The sequence below is a fragment of the Allobosea sp. GW821-FHT09G06 genome (assembly GCF_059416005.1).
In genome coordinates this window covers 1,460,498-1,478,195 of the sequence record NZ_JBWKOI010000001.1, presented here as the reverse complement: position 1 = coordinate 1,478,195, position 17,698 = coordinate 1,460,498, and the positions used below count along the sequence as shown (strand labels likewise).

General features: G+C 66.7%; 17 protein-coding genes. 9 read left to right on the top strand and 8 right to left on the bottom strand.

Going from position 1 to position 17,698, the window contains the following annotated elements; all coding sequences use genetic code 11:
* Nucleotides 1–86 precede the first annotated feature (86 nt).
* Complete coding sequence (locus AC07NY_RS07235; RefSeq protein ID WP_494582842.1) at nt 87–995, top strand: DMT family transporter; 909 nt, start codon at nt 87–89, stop codon at nt 993–995.
* Here AC07NY_RS07235 and AC07NY_RS07230 read toward each other — a convergent pair whose 3' ends face one another.
* A complete protein-coding gene (locus AC07NY_RS07230; protein ID WP_494582840.1) occupies nt 996–2,249 on the bottom strand; it encodes a class I SAM-dependent methyltransferase in 1,254 nt (417 codons plus the stop codon). It lies immediately after the preceding gene.
* A 132-nt stretch (nt 2,250–2,381) separates the two neighbouring features.
* Between AC07NY_RS07230 and AC07NY_RS07225 the strand changes: the two genes are divergently transcribed.
* The 3 genes from AC07NY_RS07225 (at nt 2,382) to AC07NY_RS07215 (ending at nt 4,477) form a co-directional block, all read left to right on the top strand.
* On the top strand, nt 2,382–3,077 hold the full coding sequence (locus AC07NY_RS07225; RefSeq protein WP_494582839.1) for a class I SAM-dependent methyltransferase: 696 nt from the start codon (nt 2,382–2,384) through the stop codon (nt 3,075–3,077).
* A gap of 127 nt (nt 3,078–3,204) precedes the next feature.
* Entirely contained in the window at nt 3,205–4,002 is a 798-nt protein-coding gene (locus AC07NY_RS07220) for a hypothetical protein (protein ID WP_494582837.1), read from the top strand.
* A gap of 4 nt (nt 4,003–4,006) precedes the next feature.
* Nucleotides 4,007–4,477 (top strand): hypothetical protein, encoded by a 471-nt coding sequence (locus AC07NY_RS07215; protein WP_492288032.1) that lies wholly within the window; start codon nt 4,007–4,009, stop codon nt 4,475–4,477.
* A gap of 28 nt (nt 4,478–4,505) precedes the next feature.
* Here the strand turns inward: AC07NY_RS07215 and AC07NY_RS07210 are convergent, their stop codons facing one another.
* From AC07NY_RS07210 to AC07NY_RS07195, 4 genes are all read right to left on the bottom strand, one after another.
* On the bottom strand, nt 4,506–4,910 hold the full coding sequence (locus tag AC07NY_RS07210) for a GtrA family protein (RefSeq protein ID WP_494582835.1): 405 nt from the start codon (nt 4,908–4,910) through the stop codon (nt 4,506–4,508).
* Between the two features lie 40 nt (nt 4,911–4,950).
* Nucleotides 4,951–6,261, bottom strand: coding sequence for a hypothetical protein (locus AC07NY_RS07205; protein WP_494582833.1), 1,311 nt, complete (start codon nt 6,259–6,261; stop codon nt 4,951–4,953).
* A gap of 146 nt (nt 6,262–6,407) precedes the next feature.
* Nucleotides 6,408–7,469 (bottom strand): class I SAM-dependent methyltransferase, encoded by a 1,062-nt coding sequence (locus tag AC07NY_RS07200; RefSeq protein WP_494582831.1) that lies wholly within the window; start codon nt 7,467–7,469, stop codon nt 6,408–6,410.
* Nucleotides 7,470–7,565: 96 nt separating this feature from the next.
* Nucleotides 7,566–7,955, bottom strand: a complete 390-nt coding sequence (locus AC07NY_RS07195) for an ArsR/SmtB family transcription factor (protein WP_336811245.1) — start codon at nt 7,953–7,955, stop codon at nt 7,566–7,568.
* 151 nt (nt 7,956–8,106) lie between these two features.
* On the opposite strand from AC07NY_RS07195, the gene AC07NY_RS07190 reads away from it, so the two are divergent.
* Nucleotides 8,107–9,315 carry an MFS transporter gene (locus AC07NY_RS07190; protein WP_494582829.1) on the top strand — a complete coding sequence of 403 codons (1,209 nt, stop codon included), beginning with the start codon at nt 8,107–8,109 and terminating at the stop codon, nt 9,313–9,315.
* Nucleotides 9,316–9,331: 16 nt separating this feature from the next.
* On the opposite strand, the gene zigA is transcribed toward AC07NY_RS07190, so the two are convergent.
* Nucleotides 9,332–10,543, bottom strand: a complete 1,212-nt coding sequence (zigA, locus tag AC07NY_RS07185) for a zinc metallochaperone GTPase ZigA (RefSeq protein WP_494582827.1) — start codon at nt 10,541–10,543, stop codon at nt 9,332–9,334.
* Between the two features lie 229 nt (nt 10,544–10,772).
* Here zigA and carB point away from each other — a divergent pair, with 229 nt between their 5' ends.
* A complete protein-coding gene (carB, locus tag AC07NY_RS07180; RefSeq protein WP_494582825.1) occupies nt 10,773–14,120 on the top strand; it encodes a carbamoyl-phosphate synthase large subunit in 3,348 nt (1,115 codons plus the stop codon).
* A 104-nt stretch (nt 14,121–14,224) separates the two neighbouring features.
* A complete protein-coding gene (gene greA, locus AC07NY_RS07175; RefSeq protein ID WP_492288040.1) occupies nt 14,225–14,701 on the top strand; it encodes a transcription elongation factor GreA in 477 nt (158 codons plus the stop codon).
* 117 nt (nt 14,702–14,818) lie between these two features.
* Here greA and AC07NY_RS07170 read toward each other — a convergent pair whose 3' ends face one another.
* Nucleotides 14,819–15,430 (bottom strand): MarC family protein, encoded by a 612-nt coding sequence (locus AC07NY_RS07170; protein WP_494582823.1) that lies wholly within the window; start codon nt 15,428–15,430, stop codon nt 14,819–14,821.
* A 171-nt stretch (nt 15,431–15,601) separates the two neighbouring features.
* On the opposite strand from AC07NY_RS07170, the gene AC07NY_RS07165 reads away from it, so the two are divergent.
* On the top strand, nt 15,602–16,099 hold the full coding sequence (locus AC07NY_RS07165) for a hypothetical protein (RefSeq protein ID WP_494582822.1): 498 nt from the start codon (nt 15,602–15,604) through the stop codon (nt 16,097–16,099).
* A 9-nt stretch (nt 16,100–16,108) separates the two neighbouring features.
* Here AC07NY_RS07165 and AC07NY_RS07160 read toward each other — a convergent pair whose 3' ends face one another.
* Nucleotides 16,109–16,573: an Lrp/AsnC family transcriptional regulator gene (locus AC07NY_RS07160; RefSeq protein WP_492288043.1), complete on the bottom strand. Its 465-nt coding sequence runs from the start codon at nt 16,571–16,573 to the stop codon at nt 16,109–16,111.
* 81 nt (nt 16,574–16,654) lie between these two features.
* On the opposite strand from AC07NY_RS07160, the gene AC07NY_RS07155 reads away from it, so the two are divergent.
* Nucleotides 16,655–17,644: a mitochondrial fission ELM1 family protein gene (locus AC07NY_RS07155; RefSeq protein ID WP_494582820.1), complete on the top strand. Its 990-nt coding sequence runs from the start codon at nt 16,655–16,657 to the stop codon at nt 17,642–17,644.
* The last annotated feature ends 54 nt before the right edge of the window (nt 17,645–17,698 follow it).

The window sequence follows — 17,698 nt, the reverse complement described above, 5'->3', positions numbered from 1 at the left end:
CAGCTCATGCGCGAATTGTTCGTTTGTCAATCAGCTCGCCGAGGCGCTTATCGGGAGCAACTTCTCGTCATCGATGGATCGACGCCATGTCCTCCTCAAGCTGCACCTCCCCCAGCCTCGCCGCTTCCGGCGCCCAGCGCCTCGACCCGACGCTGGTCTTCACCGTGACCTTCACGGTCATGGCCTGGGCCTCCTCCTTCCCGGCGATCCGCGCCGGGCTCGCCGGTTTCGGCCCGGCCGAGATGGCCGCATTGCGCTTCGCGCTCGCCGGCGGCCCGGCCGCGCTCTTCCTCATCGCGACACGGGCGAAGCTGCCCGAGCTCGGCGATATCTGGCGCTTCCTCGTCGGCGGCGTGATCTTCATCGCGGGCTATGCGCTGCTCTTGAATTTCGGCCAGCGCGTCGTGCCGGCCGGCCCCGCCGCCTTCATCATCAACACCAACCCGATCATGACGGCCGTGCTCGCCATGATGATCCTGGGCGAGCGTTTCAGCCTGACTGCCTGGCTCGGCACGGCCTTGTCCTTCGCCGGGATCGGCGTGATCGCGCTCGGCAAGGGGCTCGATGTCGAAATCGGCCTGAGCGTGCTGCTGATCCTCGGCGCCGCCTTCTGCAATGCCATCACCACGGTCGTGCAGAAGCCGCTCTTTGGCCACTACAAGCCCCTCCATGTCGCCGCCTGGAACATGGCGATCGGCGGCTTCGTGCTGCTGCCCTTCCTGCCCTCGGCGATCGAGCAGGCGCAGGTCGCGCCCGCCATCTCCTTCTGGTCGGTGGTCTATCTCGCGGTGGTGCCGAGCCTGATCGCCTACGGCACCTGGGCGATCACGCTCTCGCGCCTGCCGGCCGCCCGCGCCTCGAACTTCCAGTACGCCGTGCCGCCGATGGCGATGCTGATCGGCTTCTTCTGGCTCGGCGAGGTGCCAACGATCTTCGGCCTGATCGGCGGCGCCATGGCCTTGGCCGGTGTGGTCGTCGTCAACCTGAAGCGCTGATCAAAATCCCCTCGCCGCCAGCGCCTTCTCGTCATCCGCGATATAGTCGCGGATGATCGGGACGGCGCTCTTGTGCTGGCCGAGAAGGAGCTGGAACACCATGTCGCCGCCGATATCGAAGGAGATCGAGCAGGCGCAGAGATAGAATTCCCACATCCGGGCGAAGCGCTCGCCCATCATGGCGACGACCTCCGCGCGCTTCGCCATGAAACGCTCGCGCCAAGCCTCCAGCGTCCAGTGGTAGTGGCGGCGCCAGAACTCGCAGTCGGACGCCCACAGGCCGGTCTGCTCCTGCGCCGCGAAGACCTCCGACAATGCCGGCGCATAGCCGCCCGGGAAGATGTACTTGTCGAAGAACGGCCCGGTGAAGCCAGGCGGCCCGACGCGGCCGATGCAATGGACCAGCGCGATCCCGTCCGGCGTCAGCAGATCACGGATCTTCCCGAAGTACTCGCCATAATGCGCGACGCCGACATGCTCCATCATGCCGACCGAGACGACGCGGTCGAACGTGCCGCCCAGCTCGCGATAGTCCTTGTTGATGAAGGTGACGACATCGCCAACGCCGGCCGCCTCGGCCCGCCTCGAGGCCGCCGCCATCTGGTCGGGCGAGACGTTGAGCCCGGTCACCTTCGCGCCACAGGCCTTTGCGAGATAGATCGCAAGCTCGCCCCAGCCCGAGCCGATATCGAGCACGCTCATGCCGGGCTCGATCTTGAGCTTGGCGGCGAGGTGCCGGAGCTTCGCCTTCTGCGCGGCCTCCAGCCCGACCTCAGGGCTGTGCCAGTACGCACAGGAATAGGTCATCGTCTCGTCGAGCCAGAGCCGGTAGAACTCGGTTGGGATGTCGTAGTGATGCTTGACCTTCTTCCCGGCGACGCCGAGCGGATTGTGCATCCGCCAGCGCCGGATCTTGAAGCGCACCTTGCGGATCGCCTGCTGCAACGGGTCCTTGCGCATCTCGCGGCGCTGCAGCCAGAACAGCGTCAGCAGGTCGTGGATCGTGCCGTCCTCGAAATCGATCCGCCCGTCCATGTAGCCCTCGGCCAAAGCGAGCTCGGGATTGAGGAAGAGCTCCCGCTCGACGCGGTTGTCGTGGAAGCGCACGGTGACGGCGGGTGCGGACTTGGTCACTCCGGCAAAGAGCAGTTCCGCCGGTCCGGCGCCGAAGACATGCCGCTTGCCGTCCGGCGTGATGACCGTCAGGCGACCGTGGCGGATGAAACGCTTGAGCAATCGCGGCAGCAGCAGCATGGGCGCTCCTCGTCTCGATTCGCCAACTAAAGCCGAAACCCCGCGGCCTCGAAACCCCCGAAGGTTGCGGAGCCACCCGGCTTGCGCGTAGTCATCGGGAATACTGGCGCAACCCGAGGGTCGACCGAACACATGTCCTGGCGCGATTTCTGGAACGGCGAGCATTCGATCTACGTCTCGCCGCGCCACAAGGCCCTGCATTACCGCGCCATCGCGACCGACCTGATCGGCCATATCCCGGCGGCCGACGCGGTCGTCCTCGACCATGGCTGCGGCGAGGCGCTGGATGCCGCCCGCGTCGCCGCGTCCTGCGGCAAGCTCTATCTCTGCGAGGCAGCGCCTAACGTGCGCGACAAGCTGCGCGCCCAGTTCGGCCGCAAGGACAATATCGTCGTGGTCTCGCCCGAGGAGGTCGAGGCTCTGCCGCCGGGCTCGCTCGATCTCGTCGTCGCCAATTCGCTGCTGCAATATCTCTCGCGCGACGAATTGAAGGCGCTGCTGGACACCTGGCGCGACCGGTTGAAGCCCGGCGGTGCGCTCATCCTCGCCGACGTCATCCCGCCCGATGTCAGCCCGCTGACCGATGCCTCGCAATTGCTCGCCTTCGCCTGGCGCGGCGGCTTCTTCCTGGCGGCGCTCGGCGGCCTCGTCCGCACCGCCTTCTCGGACTATCGCAAGCTCCGGGCGCAATACGGCCTCTCGACCTATACGGCCGAGGCGATCACCGCCCTGATCCGCGAGGCCGGCTTCGCGGATGTGCAGCGGCCGGAGAATTTCGGCCACAACCCGCACCGGATGACCTTCAAGGCCATCAAGGCCGCAGCATAGACGAAAGTAGAATTCAGTTCGGCATTCCGATGTTTCCGCCTCGGAATTCCCTTACGGAAGTTCGTCATACGCCTTGATTTGACGCTTCAAGTATGGCTTTGACCGCGGCTTGCCCCGCGAGATTTCCGTGCAGGACCAGTTCACCTGTCCCTATTGCGAAGCCGCGCTCAACCGAGGCGTGCTGTCCTGCCGCAACTGCGGCCGGGATCTCACACCCGTGCTGCCGCTGCTGCACCGCCTCGATGCGCTCGAAGAACGGCTCGCCGCCGCCGAGAAACGCGCCGAGGAGGATCGCGCCGCGCTCGCCGCAGCCCGGACAGCAGAGCCGGTCAGGGCCGCCGCCTTCGCGCCCGCGGAAGCACCGCAGGAGCCGGCGCACGCCCCTCTGGGGCTCGCCCGCCGGCGTTTCTGGGTGCTGCCCTTCGGTCTGGTTCTGCTGCTGCTCGCCTATTGCGCGGTCATCCTCTGGCTCGACCTGCCGCTCTGGACGCTGCGCCTCGCCTCGATCGCGATCCCGTTCTTCACCGGCCTGATCTATTTCGGCATCCGCCCGCGCCTGATCGCCTTCGATATCGGCGTCGCCATCGCCTTCGCGATTTTTTCCGTCGCGACCATGAACGCGTTGCTGGGTTGGCACGACAACATACCGCTCCTTCCGCAAGGGTCGGTGGCCTGGCGCGAGACCTCGTTCTACGCGCTGAGCATCGGCGCCTCCATGTTCTCGGGGATGTTGCTGCGCGTGACGCAGGCTGCGCTCACCGCGCGTGGCCTCGTCTCGCTGCCGGAACTGCGAAAGGGGCTGCAGGCCGTCCACGGCAAGGTGCCGATGGAAACGCTGAAGACCATCGAAACCACCATCCTGATGGCCGGCACCGCCGTTTCGGCCATCGCCGGCCTGATCGCCGCAATCCTTGGAGTGAAATAGGACGATGATGAAGTCTGTGCTCGCTCGGCACATTCTGGCTGCCGTTCTCGCCACCGCCACCTTGCCGATGGCAGCGCAAGCTGCCGATCCGGTCCATCTCATCACGCGCGAGGAAGCCGGCCTGCCGGCGGCGCCCAAGACGGCCGCCAGCACGCGCAACCTGACGCGCGGCCCCGGCATCGACACGCTTCCGACCCCGGACAAGGGCGTCGACGGCAAGCCGTTCCGCCTCAACGTGCGCTTCATGCCGGCGAACGGCGTGCCGATCGACCCGGCGACGGTGCGCGTCTTCTACCGGCGCGACCCTCCGGTCGACATCACCCAGCGCATCAAGCAGTACATCACGCCGGGCGGCATCGACGCGCCCTCCGTCGTCGTGCCGAGCGGGAACCATGTCATCGAGATCGAGGCCACCGACAAGGAAGGCCGCATCGGCCGCAGGCAGATCACGCTGACCGTCGCCCCGACATCGTGAGGCAATCAGGCGTGACGCGCCCGGTGCGTCACGCCGCCCTGTCCGCGAAGCTGAAGAACTTGTGGCCGAGGAACGAGAACACCATCACCACGCCCGTGGTGACGAATTGCATCGGCAGATAGGGCAGGCCCGCCCGCGCCACGAAGAGATGCATCAGGATGCCGGTGAGCACGAAGCCCCCAGCCGCGATCAGGGCGAAGCGCCAGCCGGCCTGGGCATGACTGCGGGTCGCGTCGAAGGTCATCCAGCGGTTGAGCGCATAGGATACAAGCGCGCCGACGATGAAGCCGGCGAGCGTCGCCGGCACCGGATCGATCCGGCCAAGTTCGACCAGACCGATCAGCACGCTGTAATGCGCGACCGCCGTCAGCCCGCCGGCCAGGACATAGGCGGCGAGCTGACGAAACTGGCGCGGATAGCGGCGAAGCGGCATCCGCGCTTCCTAGAGGATGCCGTAGGTTCACGGAAGCCCGTCAGCCCGCGTCGCTGCCGGCGAGATTGGCCGGCATGCCGCCGACCGGCATGTCGAGCCCCTGCTTCAGCGTATCGAGATGGTACTCGCGGATGCGCCCATTGGTCGGGTCGCTGACGAAGGCGCTGCCGCCGATCACCGCGAGTCCCGGCGTCGGGGTCTTCGCACCATAGGCGCAATCGAAGGCCGGCACCGCCTCGAAGGCCGCAAGCTCCTTCCAGGCCGGCGCGATCTCATAGACTCTGAGCTTGCCGTCCGGCGTCAGGTTGGCGAGCCGGCCACCATTGCCGCTGAGCTCGAACTGGCAGGCGGCCTGCCCGCCCGGCACGGCCAGCACATCCTCGATCTTCAGCGCCCTCGCCTCCGGATCGATCCGCAGCAGCGCGTCGTAAGGCGCCTTCAAACCGTAATTGCCGACGAGATGGCGCCCGGCGTCGCGCGACTTCAGCGCGCTGACGCGGCGCTCGTCGGGATAGCCGAGCTTGCGCCCGCTCCACGCCGCCGCAGCCCCCTTGCCGGCCTTCGACAGAACCAGCAGGCCGCCGCCTGCGCCCTCGGCGCAGCCGAAGACATGACGCCCGCCCCGCGCTTCGGCCGAGCCGTGGAAGAGCTTGCAGGAGGCATCGGGCTTTGCCGCGTCGTCGAACAGCGCGACGCGCTTCCAATCCTTGCCCTCCACGAGAATCTCGAAGCCGTTCGGACGCGACGAAGCGCTGCGGTCGTCGCCCTTGGCATAGGCCGGGTTCGGGATCGACATCAGCCATTGCCGGTTGCCCAAGGGCACGGCGATGCCGTGCTGCGGTGCCGGGCTCGGCCAGGTCGTGACGGAGGGCTTGTCCTTGGCCAGGCTATCGATCGCGACCAGCACGGCCTTCGGCTCGCTCTTGCCCTCCCAGGGACGCAGGCCGTCGAAGAACAGCGCGAGCTGGCCATGGCCGGAGAGCACATGCGCCGGCCGGTCGCCCTTCACGGCGAAGTCGAGCAGCTTCGGCGTCGCCTTGTCGAGATCGACATGGTCGCCATGCGATTCGGCGATCAGCCCGGTATCGAGGATGCGCAGCGTGCCCGCCTCGTCCCCGGTCTTGACCACGACATAGCGCCCGCCGGAGACGCCCGCGAAGCCGGGATTGGCCTTCGGCATATCGAAGCTGTGCGTGACCTCGCCGCTGTCGAGATCGAGGATGCGGACGACCGGCTTCTCGTGATCGGCGAAGACGAGGCGCCCGCGCAACGGGGCATGATCATGGGCGAAGGCCGCGGAAGCGAGCAGGCAGCCGGCAAGGCCGGCAGCAGCGAAGCGGGGAGAAGGCACGGGAGAGCTCCAAGGCAATAATGCAATACTATAACATTACATCACTGCCCCACAAACTCAACCCGCTTGCGCGCCTCCAGTGGACAAGTCGGGGCGCCGGCAAGCGCCCGACAGGCGCCTGCCGAACAGCGACCAGCCCGTCGGACTCAGGCCCGAACCTCGAACACCATGTTGAACGGCGTCTCGGTCGCCCTGCGGAAATGCTGGAAGCCGGCATCCATCGCGACCTTGCGCAAACGCATCTCGCCGGCCTGCGCACCCAGCCCCAGCCCGACCTCCTGCGAGAGCGAGGCCGGCGTACAGATCATCGTCGAAGCCCCGTAGAAAATCCGCCCGACCGGGTTCAGGTTGTCCTTGAGATGATCGTGCGCGAAGGGCTCGACGATCATCCAGCTGCCATCCTCGGCCAGCGTCTCGCGCACATGCTTTCCGGCGCCGACCGGGTCACCCATGTCGTGCAGGCAGTCAAACATGGTCACGAGGTCGTATTTCCGCTCCGGGAAATCCTTGGCCGAGGCGCGCTCGAAGACGATGCGGTCGCCGACACCGGCCCTCTCCGCCGCCTCGCGGGCCCGCTCGATCGAGGGCCCGTGATAGTCAAAGCCGTGGAAGCGCGATTGCGGATAGGCCTGCGCCATCAGGATGGTGGAGGAACCATGCCCGCAGCCGACATCGGCGACGGTCGCGCCCCGCTCCAGCTTGGCCTGGACGCCGTTCAGTGCCGGAATCCAGTCCGCCGTCAGATGCGCGTTATAGCCCGGCCGGAAGAAGCGCTCGGTCCCACGGAACAGGCATTTGCTGTGCTCGTGCCAGCCGAGCCCCGAGCCGGTACGGAAGGCCTCCTCGACCTTAGGCTCATCGACCCACATGGACTGGACGATCTCGAAAGCCCCGGCGAAGAAGGCCGGACTGTCCTCCTCGGCGAAGGCCATGGCCTGCTCGGGCGAGAGGCTGAAGCTGTCGCTGCCCTCGTCATAGTCGACATAACCGGCCGAGGCCTGGCCCGCGAGCCATTCGCGCAGATAGCGCTCCTTGAGGCCGGTCTTCTCGGCCAGTTGCTGGGAGGTGACGGGCTTGCCGTCGGCCATCGCCTTGTAGAGGCCGAGCTGGTCGCCCAGCACGATCAGCGCACCGGTGACGGAGGCACCGACGTCACCGACGAGGCGTCCAACCAGGGCATCGAGTTTCTGAGGGTCGGCAGCACGCATGGCCATGCTCCTCGGGTTCGGGCGTGGCCGGTGCCGTACGCGACCCGGCTCGACGCCATCGCGGAAGCAAGGACGCTAGACCCGTGCGAGGGCCTGTCAACGTGACGAAGTCTGACCCTGAGCCTGCTCGGCACCCGCGAGCCATTCCGACCCCAGCCGCGGCAGGTTCGGATCGCGCCGCGCCGTCTCGATGACGCTGTCGATCAGCCCTGGAAAGCGCTGGTTCAACTCCTCGCGCCGGATGCTGAGATAGCGCGACGTGCCCTCCACCCGCATGCGGGTGATGCCGGCCTCGCGCAGCTTGGCGAAATGGTAGGACAGCAGCGAGGGCGAGGCGAAGGCGGTGAAATGGCTGCAGCGCGCCTTGTCGACCTCGTTGACGTCCGAGAGCGCAACGAGGATGCCGAGCCGGATCGGATCGGCCAGCGCGCCGAACACGTCGGCGGGTGCAACATCCTCGATATCGGGGTGAAAAACCGGCTTCATGGCCTTCGAGATAGGCGATGCAGCCGCTCCTGACAATATTCAACATTCATTGAAATTACCCTTGCGGTAATTGTGGCACGGGTTTATTTCAACGATCCTTGAATTTCGAACCCAGCTTTCGAAACAGCGATCATCCGCAAGGATCATTCCCATGGATACGCGCCTTCTCTCGCTTGCCGGCGGCGCCTTCGCCATCGGCACGGGCAGCCTGATCGTCACCGGCATCCTGCCCCATCTCGCCTCCGGCCTCGCCGTCTCCGTCGATACCGCCGGCCTCCTCATCTCGATCTTCGCGCTGGCCTACGCCATCGGCTCGCCGATCCTCTCGACCGTGCTCGGCGATGCCGATCGCAAGCTCGTCCTGGCCGGCGCGATCACTGTCTTCGGCCTGGCCAATCTCGGCGCCGCCTTCGCCACCGATTTCTGGGTCGTGATGGCGGCCCGCATCGTCATGGCCCTCTCGGCCGGCGTCTTCATGCCTGCCGCCAATGCGGTTGCCGTCGCGGTCTCCGCCCCGGAACGGCGCGGCCGCGCCATCGCGCTCGTCACCGGCGGCATGACCGTCTCGCTGATCCTGGGCATCCCGATCGGCACCGCCGTGGTCGGCTTCGGCGGCTGGCACCTCGCCTTCCTGATCGTCGCAGGTTTGAGCGCGCTCTCGCTGGCGGGCCTTCTGGTCAAGCTGCCCAAGGGTCTGCCGCATGGCACCAACACGTTGCGGGAGCGGCTGCAGGTCGCGGGGCGCGGCGACGTGCTGCTGGCGCTGGCCACGACCATGCTGTGGACCACCGGCGCCTTCGTTCTCTACACCTATATCGCGCCCTTCCTGACCAACCATGCCGGCATCACCGGGCCCTGGCTCGCCGCGACGCTGGTCGTCTCCGGTCTCGGCTCGGCCATCGGCAACCAGCTCGGCGGCATCGCCAGCGACCGTTTCGGCCCTGAACGCTCGCTCGCCGTCGTGCTGTCGATCCTGGCGGCAGCGCTCTTCACCGCCTCGCTGATCGCGATCAGCCTGCCGCCGGCTCTGGCGATCTGGCCGATTCCCTTCGTGCTCTTCGTCTGGAGCGCGGCGGGCTGGGCCGGTCATCCCTCGCAGATGTCGCGACTGGCGGCGATGGCGCCGGACGCAACCGTGGTCGCGCTCTCGCTCAACGCCTCCGCGCTCTATTTCGGCATCGCGGCCGGCGCAGCGCTCGGCCAGCAGGTGATGCGCCATGCCGGCACCTGGCCGCTCGGCTTCGTCGGCGCCGCCTGCGAGGTCGCGGCGCTCGCGGTGCTCGCATTCACCCTCTACCGCAAACGCGCCGCCAAGCGCGTGCCGCCCCTCTCGGAAACGGCAGCGCCGGCCCGCAGCTGAGACGGCGCGGCGCGGCTCAGGCCGCTTCCGCCCGCCGCCAGGCCGGGAACGGGTCCGGCAGGTCGCGATAGCGCTCGGGGTTGAAGCGCAGCGGCAGGGCATCGCCGAGGAGGCAGAGATCGAGCGCGGTCCGAATCGCCGCCTCGTCCAACTCCGTGCCGATGAAAACCAGCTCCTGCCGGCGATCGCCCCAGACGGAATGCCAGTTGCGGTTCAGGATCGCCTGCCACTCGGGATGCTCGGGCCAGCGCGAGCGCGGCACGGCGGCCCACCAGAAGCCCATCGCCTCGGTGCGGCAGATGCTGCCGGCGAGCGACATCTCGCCAACCCAGTCCGGCCGGGTCGCCAGCCAGAAATGCCCCTTGGCACGGATCAACCCCGGCCATGTCCGCCCCAGGAAGGCGTTGAACGTCTCGGGATGGAACGGGCGCCGCGCACGGTAGACGAAGGAGGAGATGCCGTATTCCTCCGTCTCCGGCACATGGTCTTTAAAGCCGTAGAGCTCCTTGTGCCAGAGCGGATGCTCCTGCGCCTTCTCATGGTCGAACAGGCCGGTATCGAGCACGGCATCGAGCGGCACCTTGCCGAAATCCGCCGCGATCTGCCGCGCATCCGGATTGAGCGCGCGCACGATTCTGCTGACGGCCTCGCGCTCTTCCGCCGAGGCGTCCGAGATCTTGTTCAGCACGACGACATCGGCGAACTCGATCTGCTCCACCAGGAGATCGACCAGCGTGCGCTCGTCGCCTTCCCCCGCCGTCTCGCCGCGCTCGCGCAGGAAATCGCGCGAGCCGTAATCCCTGAGCAGGCTCGCGGCATCGACCACCGTGACCATCGTGTCGAGCCGCGCGACATCGGACAGCGAAAGCCCGGCCTCGTCGCGAAACTCGAAGGTCGCGGCGACCGGCAGCGGCTCGGCGATGCCTGTTCCCTCGATCAGCAGATAGTCGAACCGCCCCTCCTCCGCGAGGCGGCGCACCTCGGCGAGCAGGTCGTCGCGCAAGGTGCAGCAGATGCAGCCATTGCTCATCTCGACCAGCTTCTCATCCGTGCGCGAGAGCTTGCCACCGCCCTCCCGCACCAGATCGGCGTCGATGTTCACCTCGCTCATGTCGTTGACGATGACCGCGACCTTGCGACCCTCGCGATTGTTCAGGATGTGGTTGAGCAGGGTCGTCTTGCCGGCTCCGAGGAAGCCGGAGAGGACTGTGACGGGCAGGCGACGCATGAAGAGACCTCGAAATGAAATGTTATAATATAACATTCCATAGAAGCCTCATGCCTGGCAAGGGGCCATGACGAAGCCGTGCACATCTGGCCGTGCCGCTCCTTTTAGCTTTCCCCCGCGGCCTTCGCCGTCTATAGCGAGCGCCTAGCATTCATTCAGACGCTCGCCACGCCTCCGCTCGCCCGATCGGACCGGCCTTGCGCGCGCCTGCCCAAGACCGGTCGAGATCATGCCCAAGCGCACAGACATCAAGTCCATCCTGATCATCGGCGCCGGCCCCATCATCATCGGCCAGGCCTGCGAGTTCGACTATTCCGGCACCCAGGCCTGCAAGACGCTGAAGGCCGAGGGCTACCGCATCATCCTGGTCAACTCGAACCCGGCGACGATCATGACCGATCCGGACCTGGCCGACGCGACCTATGTCGAGCCGATCACGCCCGAGATCGTCGCCAAGATCATCGAGAAGGAGCGGCCCGACGCGCTGCTGCCGACGATGGGCGGCCAGACCGCGCTGAACTGCGCGCTCTCGCTCAACAAGAAGTCGATCGTCCAGCCCGATGGCAGCAAGATCAGCGTGCTCGAGAAGTTCGGCGTCGAGATGATCGGCGCCACCGCCGAGGCCATCGACAAGGCCGAGGACCGCGAGCTCTTCCGCGAGGCCATGACCAAGATCGGCCTCGACACGCCGCGCTCGCACCACATCAAGACGCTCGGCCAGGCGCTCGACGCGCTGGAGGATATCGGCCTTCCCGCCATCATCCGCCCGTCCTTCACCATGGGCGGCACCGGCGGCGGCATCGCCTACAACAAGGGCGAGTTCATCGACATCGTCGAGCGTGGCATCGACGCCTCCCCCACCAGCGAGGTTCTCATCGAGGAGAGCGTGCTTGGCTGGAAGGAATACGAGATGGAGGTTGTCCGCGATAAGAAGGACAACTGCATCATCGTCTGCTCGATCGAGAATTTCGATCCGATGGGCGTCCATACTGGTGATTCGATCACGGTCGCGCCCGCGCTGACGTTGACCGACAAGGAATACCAGATCATGCGCGACGCCTCGCTGGCGGTGCTGCGCGAGATCGGCGTCGAGACCGGCGGTTCGAACGTCCAGTTCGCGATCGACCCGGAAACCGGCCGCATGATCGTGATCGAGATGAACCCGCGCGTCTCGCGCTCCTCGGCGCTGGCGTCAAAGGCGACGGGCTTCCCGATCGCCAAGGTCGCGGCGCGCCTCGCCGTCGGCTACACGCTCGACGAGATCGAGAACGACATCACCGGCGGCGCGACGCCTGCCTCCTTCGAGCCGACGATCGACTATGTCGTCACCAAGATCCCGCGCTTCGCCTTCGAGAAGTTCCCGGGCTCCGAGCCGACGCTGACCACCGCGATGAAGTCGGTCGGCGAAGCCATGGCGATCGGCCGCACCTTCCAGGAATCGCTGCAGAAGGCGCTGCGCTCGCTGGAGACCGGGCTCGACGGCCTCGACGAGATCGAGATCGAGGGCTTCGGCCAGGGCGATGACCGCAACGCCATCAAGGCGGCGATCTCGACCCCGACGCCGGACCGCATCCTCCATGTCGCCCAAGCCATGCGCGCCGGCTTCACGGACGAGGAGATCCACGAGAGCTGCAAGATCGATCCCTGGTTCCTCGCCCAGATGCGCGAGCTGGTCGAGACCGAGCAGAAGATCCGCGCGATCGGCCTGCCGACCACGCCCGGCGCCTTCCGCCAGATCAAGGCGATGGGCTTCTCCGACAAGCGCCTCGCCGCCGTCTCCGGCAAGACCGAGGCCGAGGTCCGCAAGGCGCGCCGCGCGCTGGAGGTCCGCCCGGTCTACAAGCGCATCGACACCTGCGCGGCCGAGTTCGCCTCGCCGACCGCCTACATGTATTCGACCTATGCCATGCCCTTCGCCGGCAAGGCGGCCGACGAGGCCAATCCGTCCGACCGCAAGAAGGTCGTGATCCTCGGCGGCGGGCCGAACCGCATCGGCCAGGGCATCGAGTTCGACTATTGCTGCTGCCATGCCTGCTACGCGCTACGCGATGCCGGCTACGAGACCATCATGGTCAACTGCAACCCGGAGACGGTCTCGACCGACTACGACACCTCCGACCGGCTCTATTTCGAGCCGCTGACGGCGGAGGACGTGCTCGAGATCCTTGAGACCGAGAAGCAGAACGGCACGCTGATGGGCGTCATCGTCCAGTTCGGCGGCCAGACCCCGCTGAAGCTGGCGAACGCGCTGGAAGAGGCCGGCATCCCGATCCTCGGCACCTCGCCCGACATGATCGACCTCGCCGAGGACCGCGACCGCTTCAAGCGCCTGCTCGACAAGCTGCACCTGAAGCAGCCGAAGAACGGCATCGCCTATTCGGTCGAGCAGTCCCGCATCATCGCCGGCGAGCTCGGCCTGCCTTTCGTCGTGCGCCCGTCCTATGTGCTGGGCGGCCGCGCCATGGCGATCATCCGCGACGAGATCCAGTTCGAGGACTATCTGCTCGGCACCCTGCCCTCGCTGATCCCCTCCGAGGTCAAGGCCAAGTACCCGAACGACAAGACCGGCCAGATCAACACGGTTCTCGGCAAGAACCCGCTGCTGTTCGACCGCTACCTGTCGGATGCGATCGAGGTCGATGTCGACTGCCTTTGCGACGGCAAGGACGTCTTCGTCGCCGGCATCATGGAGCATATCGAGGAAGCCGGCATCCATTCCGGCGATTCGGCCTGCTCGCTGCCGCCACGCTCGCTCTCGCCTGAAACCCTGGCCGAACTGGAGCGCCAGACCAAGGCGATGGCGCTGGCGCTCGATGTCGGCGGCCTGATGAACGTCCAGTACGCCATCAAGGACGGCGATATCTACGTGCTCGAAGTCAATCCGCGCGCCTCGCGCACGGTGCCCTTCGTCGCCAAGGTGATCGGCCAGCCGATCGCCAAGATCGCCGCCCGCGTCATGGGCGGGGAAAGCCTCGCGAGCTTCAACCTGAAGCCTGCGAAGCTCGACCATGTCGGCGTCAAGGAAGCGGTCTTCCCCTTCGCGCGCTTCCCCGGTGTCGACGTCCTGCTCGGGCCGGAAATGCGCTCGACCGGCGAGGTCATCGGCCTCGATCGCTCCTTCGACACCGCCTTCGCCAAGAGCCAACTCGGTGCCGGCTCCAAGGTGCCGGTCAAGGGCACGGTCTTCGTCTCGGTCCGCGACGAGGACAAGCCGCGCATCGTGCCGGCGGTCCGCATCCTCGCCGATCTCGGCTTCCGCATCCTCGCGACCGGCGGCACGCTGCGCCACCTGCAGGAGCAGGGCATCTCGGCCTCCAAGATCAACAAGGTCCTGGAAGGCCGCCCGCATGTCGTCGACGCGCTGAAGAACAGCGAGATCCAGCTGGTCTTCAACACCACCGAGGGGCCGCAGGCCCTGGCAGACTCCCGTGCACTCCGGCGCACGGCCCTCTTGCACAAGGTGCCCTATTATACCACCTTGGCCGGAGCGATCGCAGCGGCGGAGGGCATAAAGGCCTATTGCAGCGGCGATCTCGAAGTACGATCGTTGCAGTCGTATTTCGAACGCGCGGCCTGACCGGCCGCACGGCGCGAATTCTAGAGATTGAGGCGGAAGCGCGGGAGCCGGCGGTCGATATGCCGCCGGTGAGCCGCGCTTTCGGAGCTTATGGGACGGAAGGTATGGAAAAGGTTCCGATGACCGCGGGCGGCTTCGCCGCCCTGGAGGCCGAGTTGAAGGACCGTCAGCAGGTCCAGCGCCAGCGCATCATCACCGCGATTTCCGAGGCGCGCGCGCTGGGTGACCTTTCCGAGAACGCGGAGTACCACGCGGCCAAGGAAGCGCAGTCGCTCAACGAGGGCCGGATCATGGAGCTCGAATCGCTGATCGGCCGCGCCGACATCATCGATATCGCCAAGCTCGCCGGCGGCGACACGATCAAGTTCGGCGCCACCGTCAAGCTGATCGACGACGATACCGAGGAAGAGAAGAGCTACCAGATCGTCGGCGAGCCGGAATCGGACGTGAAGTCCGGCAAGGTCTCGATCGGCTCGCCGATTGCGCGCGCGCTGATCGGCAAGAAGGTCGGCGATTCCGTCCAGGTCAACACGCCCGGCGGCGGCAAGTCCTACGAAGTCGTCAGCGTCGTCTTCCGCTGAGATCAGCTTCATTCTCGGGCGAAGCGAAGCGCAGACCCGAGAATCTCGTGACAGGGGGCGTTGAGCCTCCTCCGGCCGGAGATGCTCGGGACTTCGCCCGAGCATCACGCCGCTTCCCTACCCCGCCAGCACGACCCGCATCGCCTTGATGATGCCGTCCACCGCGACGCTGGCCAGGATCAGCCCCATCACGCGGCTGATGACGCTGGCGCCGGCATTGCCGATCACCGCGATGATCCGCGAGGCGCTGAACAGCAGCACGAGCATGATCGCGAAGATGATCGCGATCTGCAGCACCGTCTCTGCCTGCTCGGCGAGGCTGAACTTCGAATTGTCGGTGACCGTCATCACCGTCAGCATCGCGCCGGGACTGGCGATGCTCGGGATCGCCAGCGGATAGACCGCCTTTTCGAGATCGGAGGAGCGCAAGAGCTTCTGGTCCTCCTCCAGCTTCGATTCGCCGAAGATCATCGTCAGCGCGAACAGGAACAGCACGATGTTGCCGGCGATCTGGAACGAGCTCAGTTCGATATCCATCGCGCTCAGCAGCACCTGACCGAGCAGGACGAAGAACAGCAGCACGAGGAAGGCGACGAGCGAGCCATGCAGCGCGATACGCCGCGCCGCCGTGGCGCTCAGGCCGGCCGTCACCGCCAGGAAGACCGGCAAGGTCCCGATCGGGTCGATCACGACCCAGAGCTTCACGAATTCGGTCAGCCAGCGATCCACGGCAGTGCCCCCTCGGCCACGCCTGACGCAGACGCAGCTCCCCGCTCCGATAGACCGGGTTTCGACACCGCTTGGCAACCGTCGCCCGCGCATGCTCGGCCCAGCCGCCGGCCATGGACTATCGCGGGTCCGCACCTACATTGAAGCGACAAGGCTTTCGGAGATCCGATCATGATCACCCGTCGACATGTCCTGGCATCGGCGCTCGGCGCCACCGCATTGGCGCTCGTACCCGCCGCCTCGCCCGCTTTCGCGCAGACGCCGGCGGTGGGTGCGATCCGGGTCGAGGCGCTGCCCTCGGTCGTCGAGGCCTGGGGGCCGCATTTGCCCATGGTGAAGGCCGAGCTTGAACGGACCCTCGCCGAAATCCTCGGCCCGGCCTACCAGCCCCGGACCGGAAACCGGCTTGTCGTGACGATCGGCAGCATCTGGCTCGCCAGCTATGCCGGCGGCAGCAGGCTGTCCGATGGCGGCAGCAGCAACGACACGCTGGAAAGCACCGCAGCGCTCTACGACCGCAAGGGCAAGCTGTTGGCGAGCCACCCGATCCGGTCGACGGAAACCTCCGGCGGTGCCGGCGCCTGGTATCTGCCCGATGTCGACCAGCGCCGCCTGAAGGCGCTCGCCCGCAACAACGCCTGGTGGATCAAGCGTTATATCGCGAGCTGAAAGCCGCACTCAGCCGAAGGGAACGATCGGCTCGTCCTTGACCCGGTCGAGGGCGAGCGCGGTCCGGACATTGCGGACATTCGGCATGGCCGTGAGCTCGGCGACGAAGTCTTGGAAGGCTTTCAAGTCCGGCGCCACGCATTTCAAGGAGAAGTCGATATCGCCCGAAAGGGTCCAGCACTCGCGCACCGTCGGCCAGTTGCGCATGCGCTCCTGAAAGGCGACGAGATCGGCTTCGGCCTGGCTCGCCAGATGCACGAAGGCGAAGCAGACCACCTCGAAGCCCAGCTTCCGCTCGTCGAGATCGGCATGGTAGCCGCGGATCAGCCCGGCCTCCTCCAGCGCGCGCACACGCCTGAGGCAGGGCGGCGGCGAGATGCCGACGCGGCTGGCGAGCTCGACATTGGTCATGCGCCCATCGGCCTGGAGTTCGCGCAGGATGCGCAGGTCGATATCGTCGAGTTTGGGGCGCACGAAAATCCTCGCGTGAAGGTCGCGCTGGTGTAGACGGCGCCGCCAAGCGATACAAGGCGCATGCCACGAGCCCAGAAAGCCATGCACGACAATCCGGAGCCGAAACTCTGGGTCCTGACCGACGGCAAGGCCGGCGACGAATTGCAATGCCTCGGCGTCGCTGAACGGCTGGGCGTTGTGCCGGAGGTCCGCCGCGTGAAGCCGCGCAAGCCATGGGCCTGGCTGATGCCGCGCGGGCCGATCGACCCGCGCGAGGCACCGGACCGGCCGGACAGCCCGCTCAAGCCCCCCTTCCCCGATATCGCGATCGCCTCCGGCCGGCGCGCCGTCGCCTATCTGCGGGCACTGAAACAGGCCTCGAACGGCGCGACCTATACCGTCTTCCTCAAGGACCCGCGCACCGGCTCCGGCACGGCCGACCTGATCTGGGTCTCCGGCCATGACCGGCTGCGCGGCGACAATGTCCTGGTCACCACGACCTCGCCGCATCGCCTGACGCCCGAGAAGCTCGCCGCGGCACGCGCCGCACCGCCTGCGGCGATCGCGAGCCTGAGCGCGCCGCGCGTCGCCGTGCTCGTCGGCGGCGACAGCCGGCACCATCGCTTCACGCCGGCCGATATCGAGCGTCTTGCCGGACAGCTCGACCAACTCGCCCAATCGGGTGCAAGCCTGATGGGCTCGCCCTCGCGGCGGACCTCGCCCGCGCTGGGAGCTGCCGTCGCCGCCGTCTTCGCCAAGCATGGTGGCTGGTGGTGGGACGGCACGGGCGAGAACCCCTTCCTCGCCCTGCTCGCCAATGCCGATGCGGTGGTCGTCACTGCCGACTCCACCAACATGGTCGGCGAGGCCGCAGCGGCCGGCGTTCCCGTACTCGTCTTCGAACCCACGGGCGGCCATCCCAAGATCGCGGCGCTGGTCGCGGCACTGGAGCGCGAGGGCGTTGTGCATCGCTTCTGTGGACGCCTTGAAGGCAAGGCTTACGAACCGATAGACTCAACGCCGATCATAGCCGATGCGATACGGCAAGGCTGGCTGCGCCACCGGGCTGCCCTGGGGTTCACGCGCTCCTGAACCCGGCGACCCTTGTTTCGGCGCTGCGCCTGCGTATCTGACGGATCGAGACTG

Bases quoted from the DNA above. Each gene is read 5' to 3' on its own strand.
- AC07NY_RS07235 (WP_494582842.1), top strand. From the start codon at position 87: ATGTCCTCCTCAAGCTGCACCTCCCCCAGCCTCGCCGCTTCCGGCGCC.
- AC07NY_RS07230 (WP_494582840.1), bottom strand. From the start codon at position 2,249: ATGCTGCTGCTGCCGCGATTGCTCAAGCGTTTCATCCGCCACGGTCGC.
- AC07NY_RS07225 (WP_494582839.1), top strand. From the start codon at position 2,382: ATGTCCTGGCGCGATTTCTGGAACGGCGAGCATTCGATCTACGTCTCG.
- AC07NY_RS07215 (WP_492288032.1), top strand. From the start codon at position 4,007: ATGATGAAGTCTGTGCTCGCTCGGCACATTCTGGCTGCCGTTCTCGCC.
- AC07NY_RS07210 (WP_494582835.1), bottom strand. From the start codon at position 4,910: ATGCCGCTTCGCCGCTATCCGCGCCAGTTTCGTCAGCTCGCCGCCTAT.
- AC07NY_RS07200 (WP_494582831.1), bottom strand. From the start codon at position 7,469: ATGCGTGCTGCCGACCCTCAGAAACTCGATGCCCTGGTTGGACGCCTC.
- AC07NY_RS07195 (WP_336811245.1), bottom strand. From the start codon at position 7,955: ATGAAGCCGGTTTTTCACCCCGATATCGAGGATGTTGCACCCGCCGAC.
- AC07NY_RS07190 (WP_494582829.1), top strand. From the start codon at position 8,107: ATGGATACGCGCCTTCTCTCGCTTGCCGGCGGCGCCTTCGCCATCGGC.
- zigA (WP_494582827.1), bottom strand. From the start codon at position 10,543: ATGCGTCGCCTGCCCGTCACAGTCCTCTCCGGCTTCCTCGGAGCCGGC.
- carB (WP_494582825.1), top strand. From the start codon at position 10,773: ATGCCCAAGCGCACAGACATCAAGTCCATCCTGATCATCGGCGCCGGC.
- greA (WP_492288040.1), top strand. From the start codon at position 14,225: ATGGAAAAGGTTCCGATGACCGCGGGCGGCTTCGCCGCCCTGGAGGCC.
- AC07NY_RS07165 (WP_494582822.1), top strand. From the start codon at position 15,602: ATGATCACCCGTCGACATGTCCTGGCATCGGCGCTCGGCGCCACCGCA.
- AC07NY_RS07155 (WP_494582820.1), top strand. From the start codon at position 16,655: ATGCACGACAATCCGGAGCCGAAACTCTGGGTCCTGACCGACGGCAAG.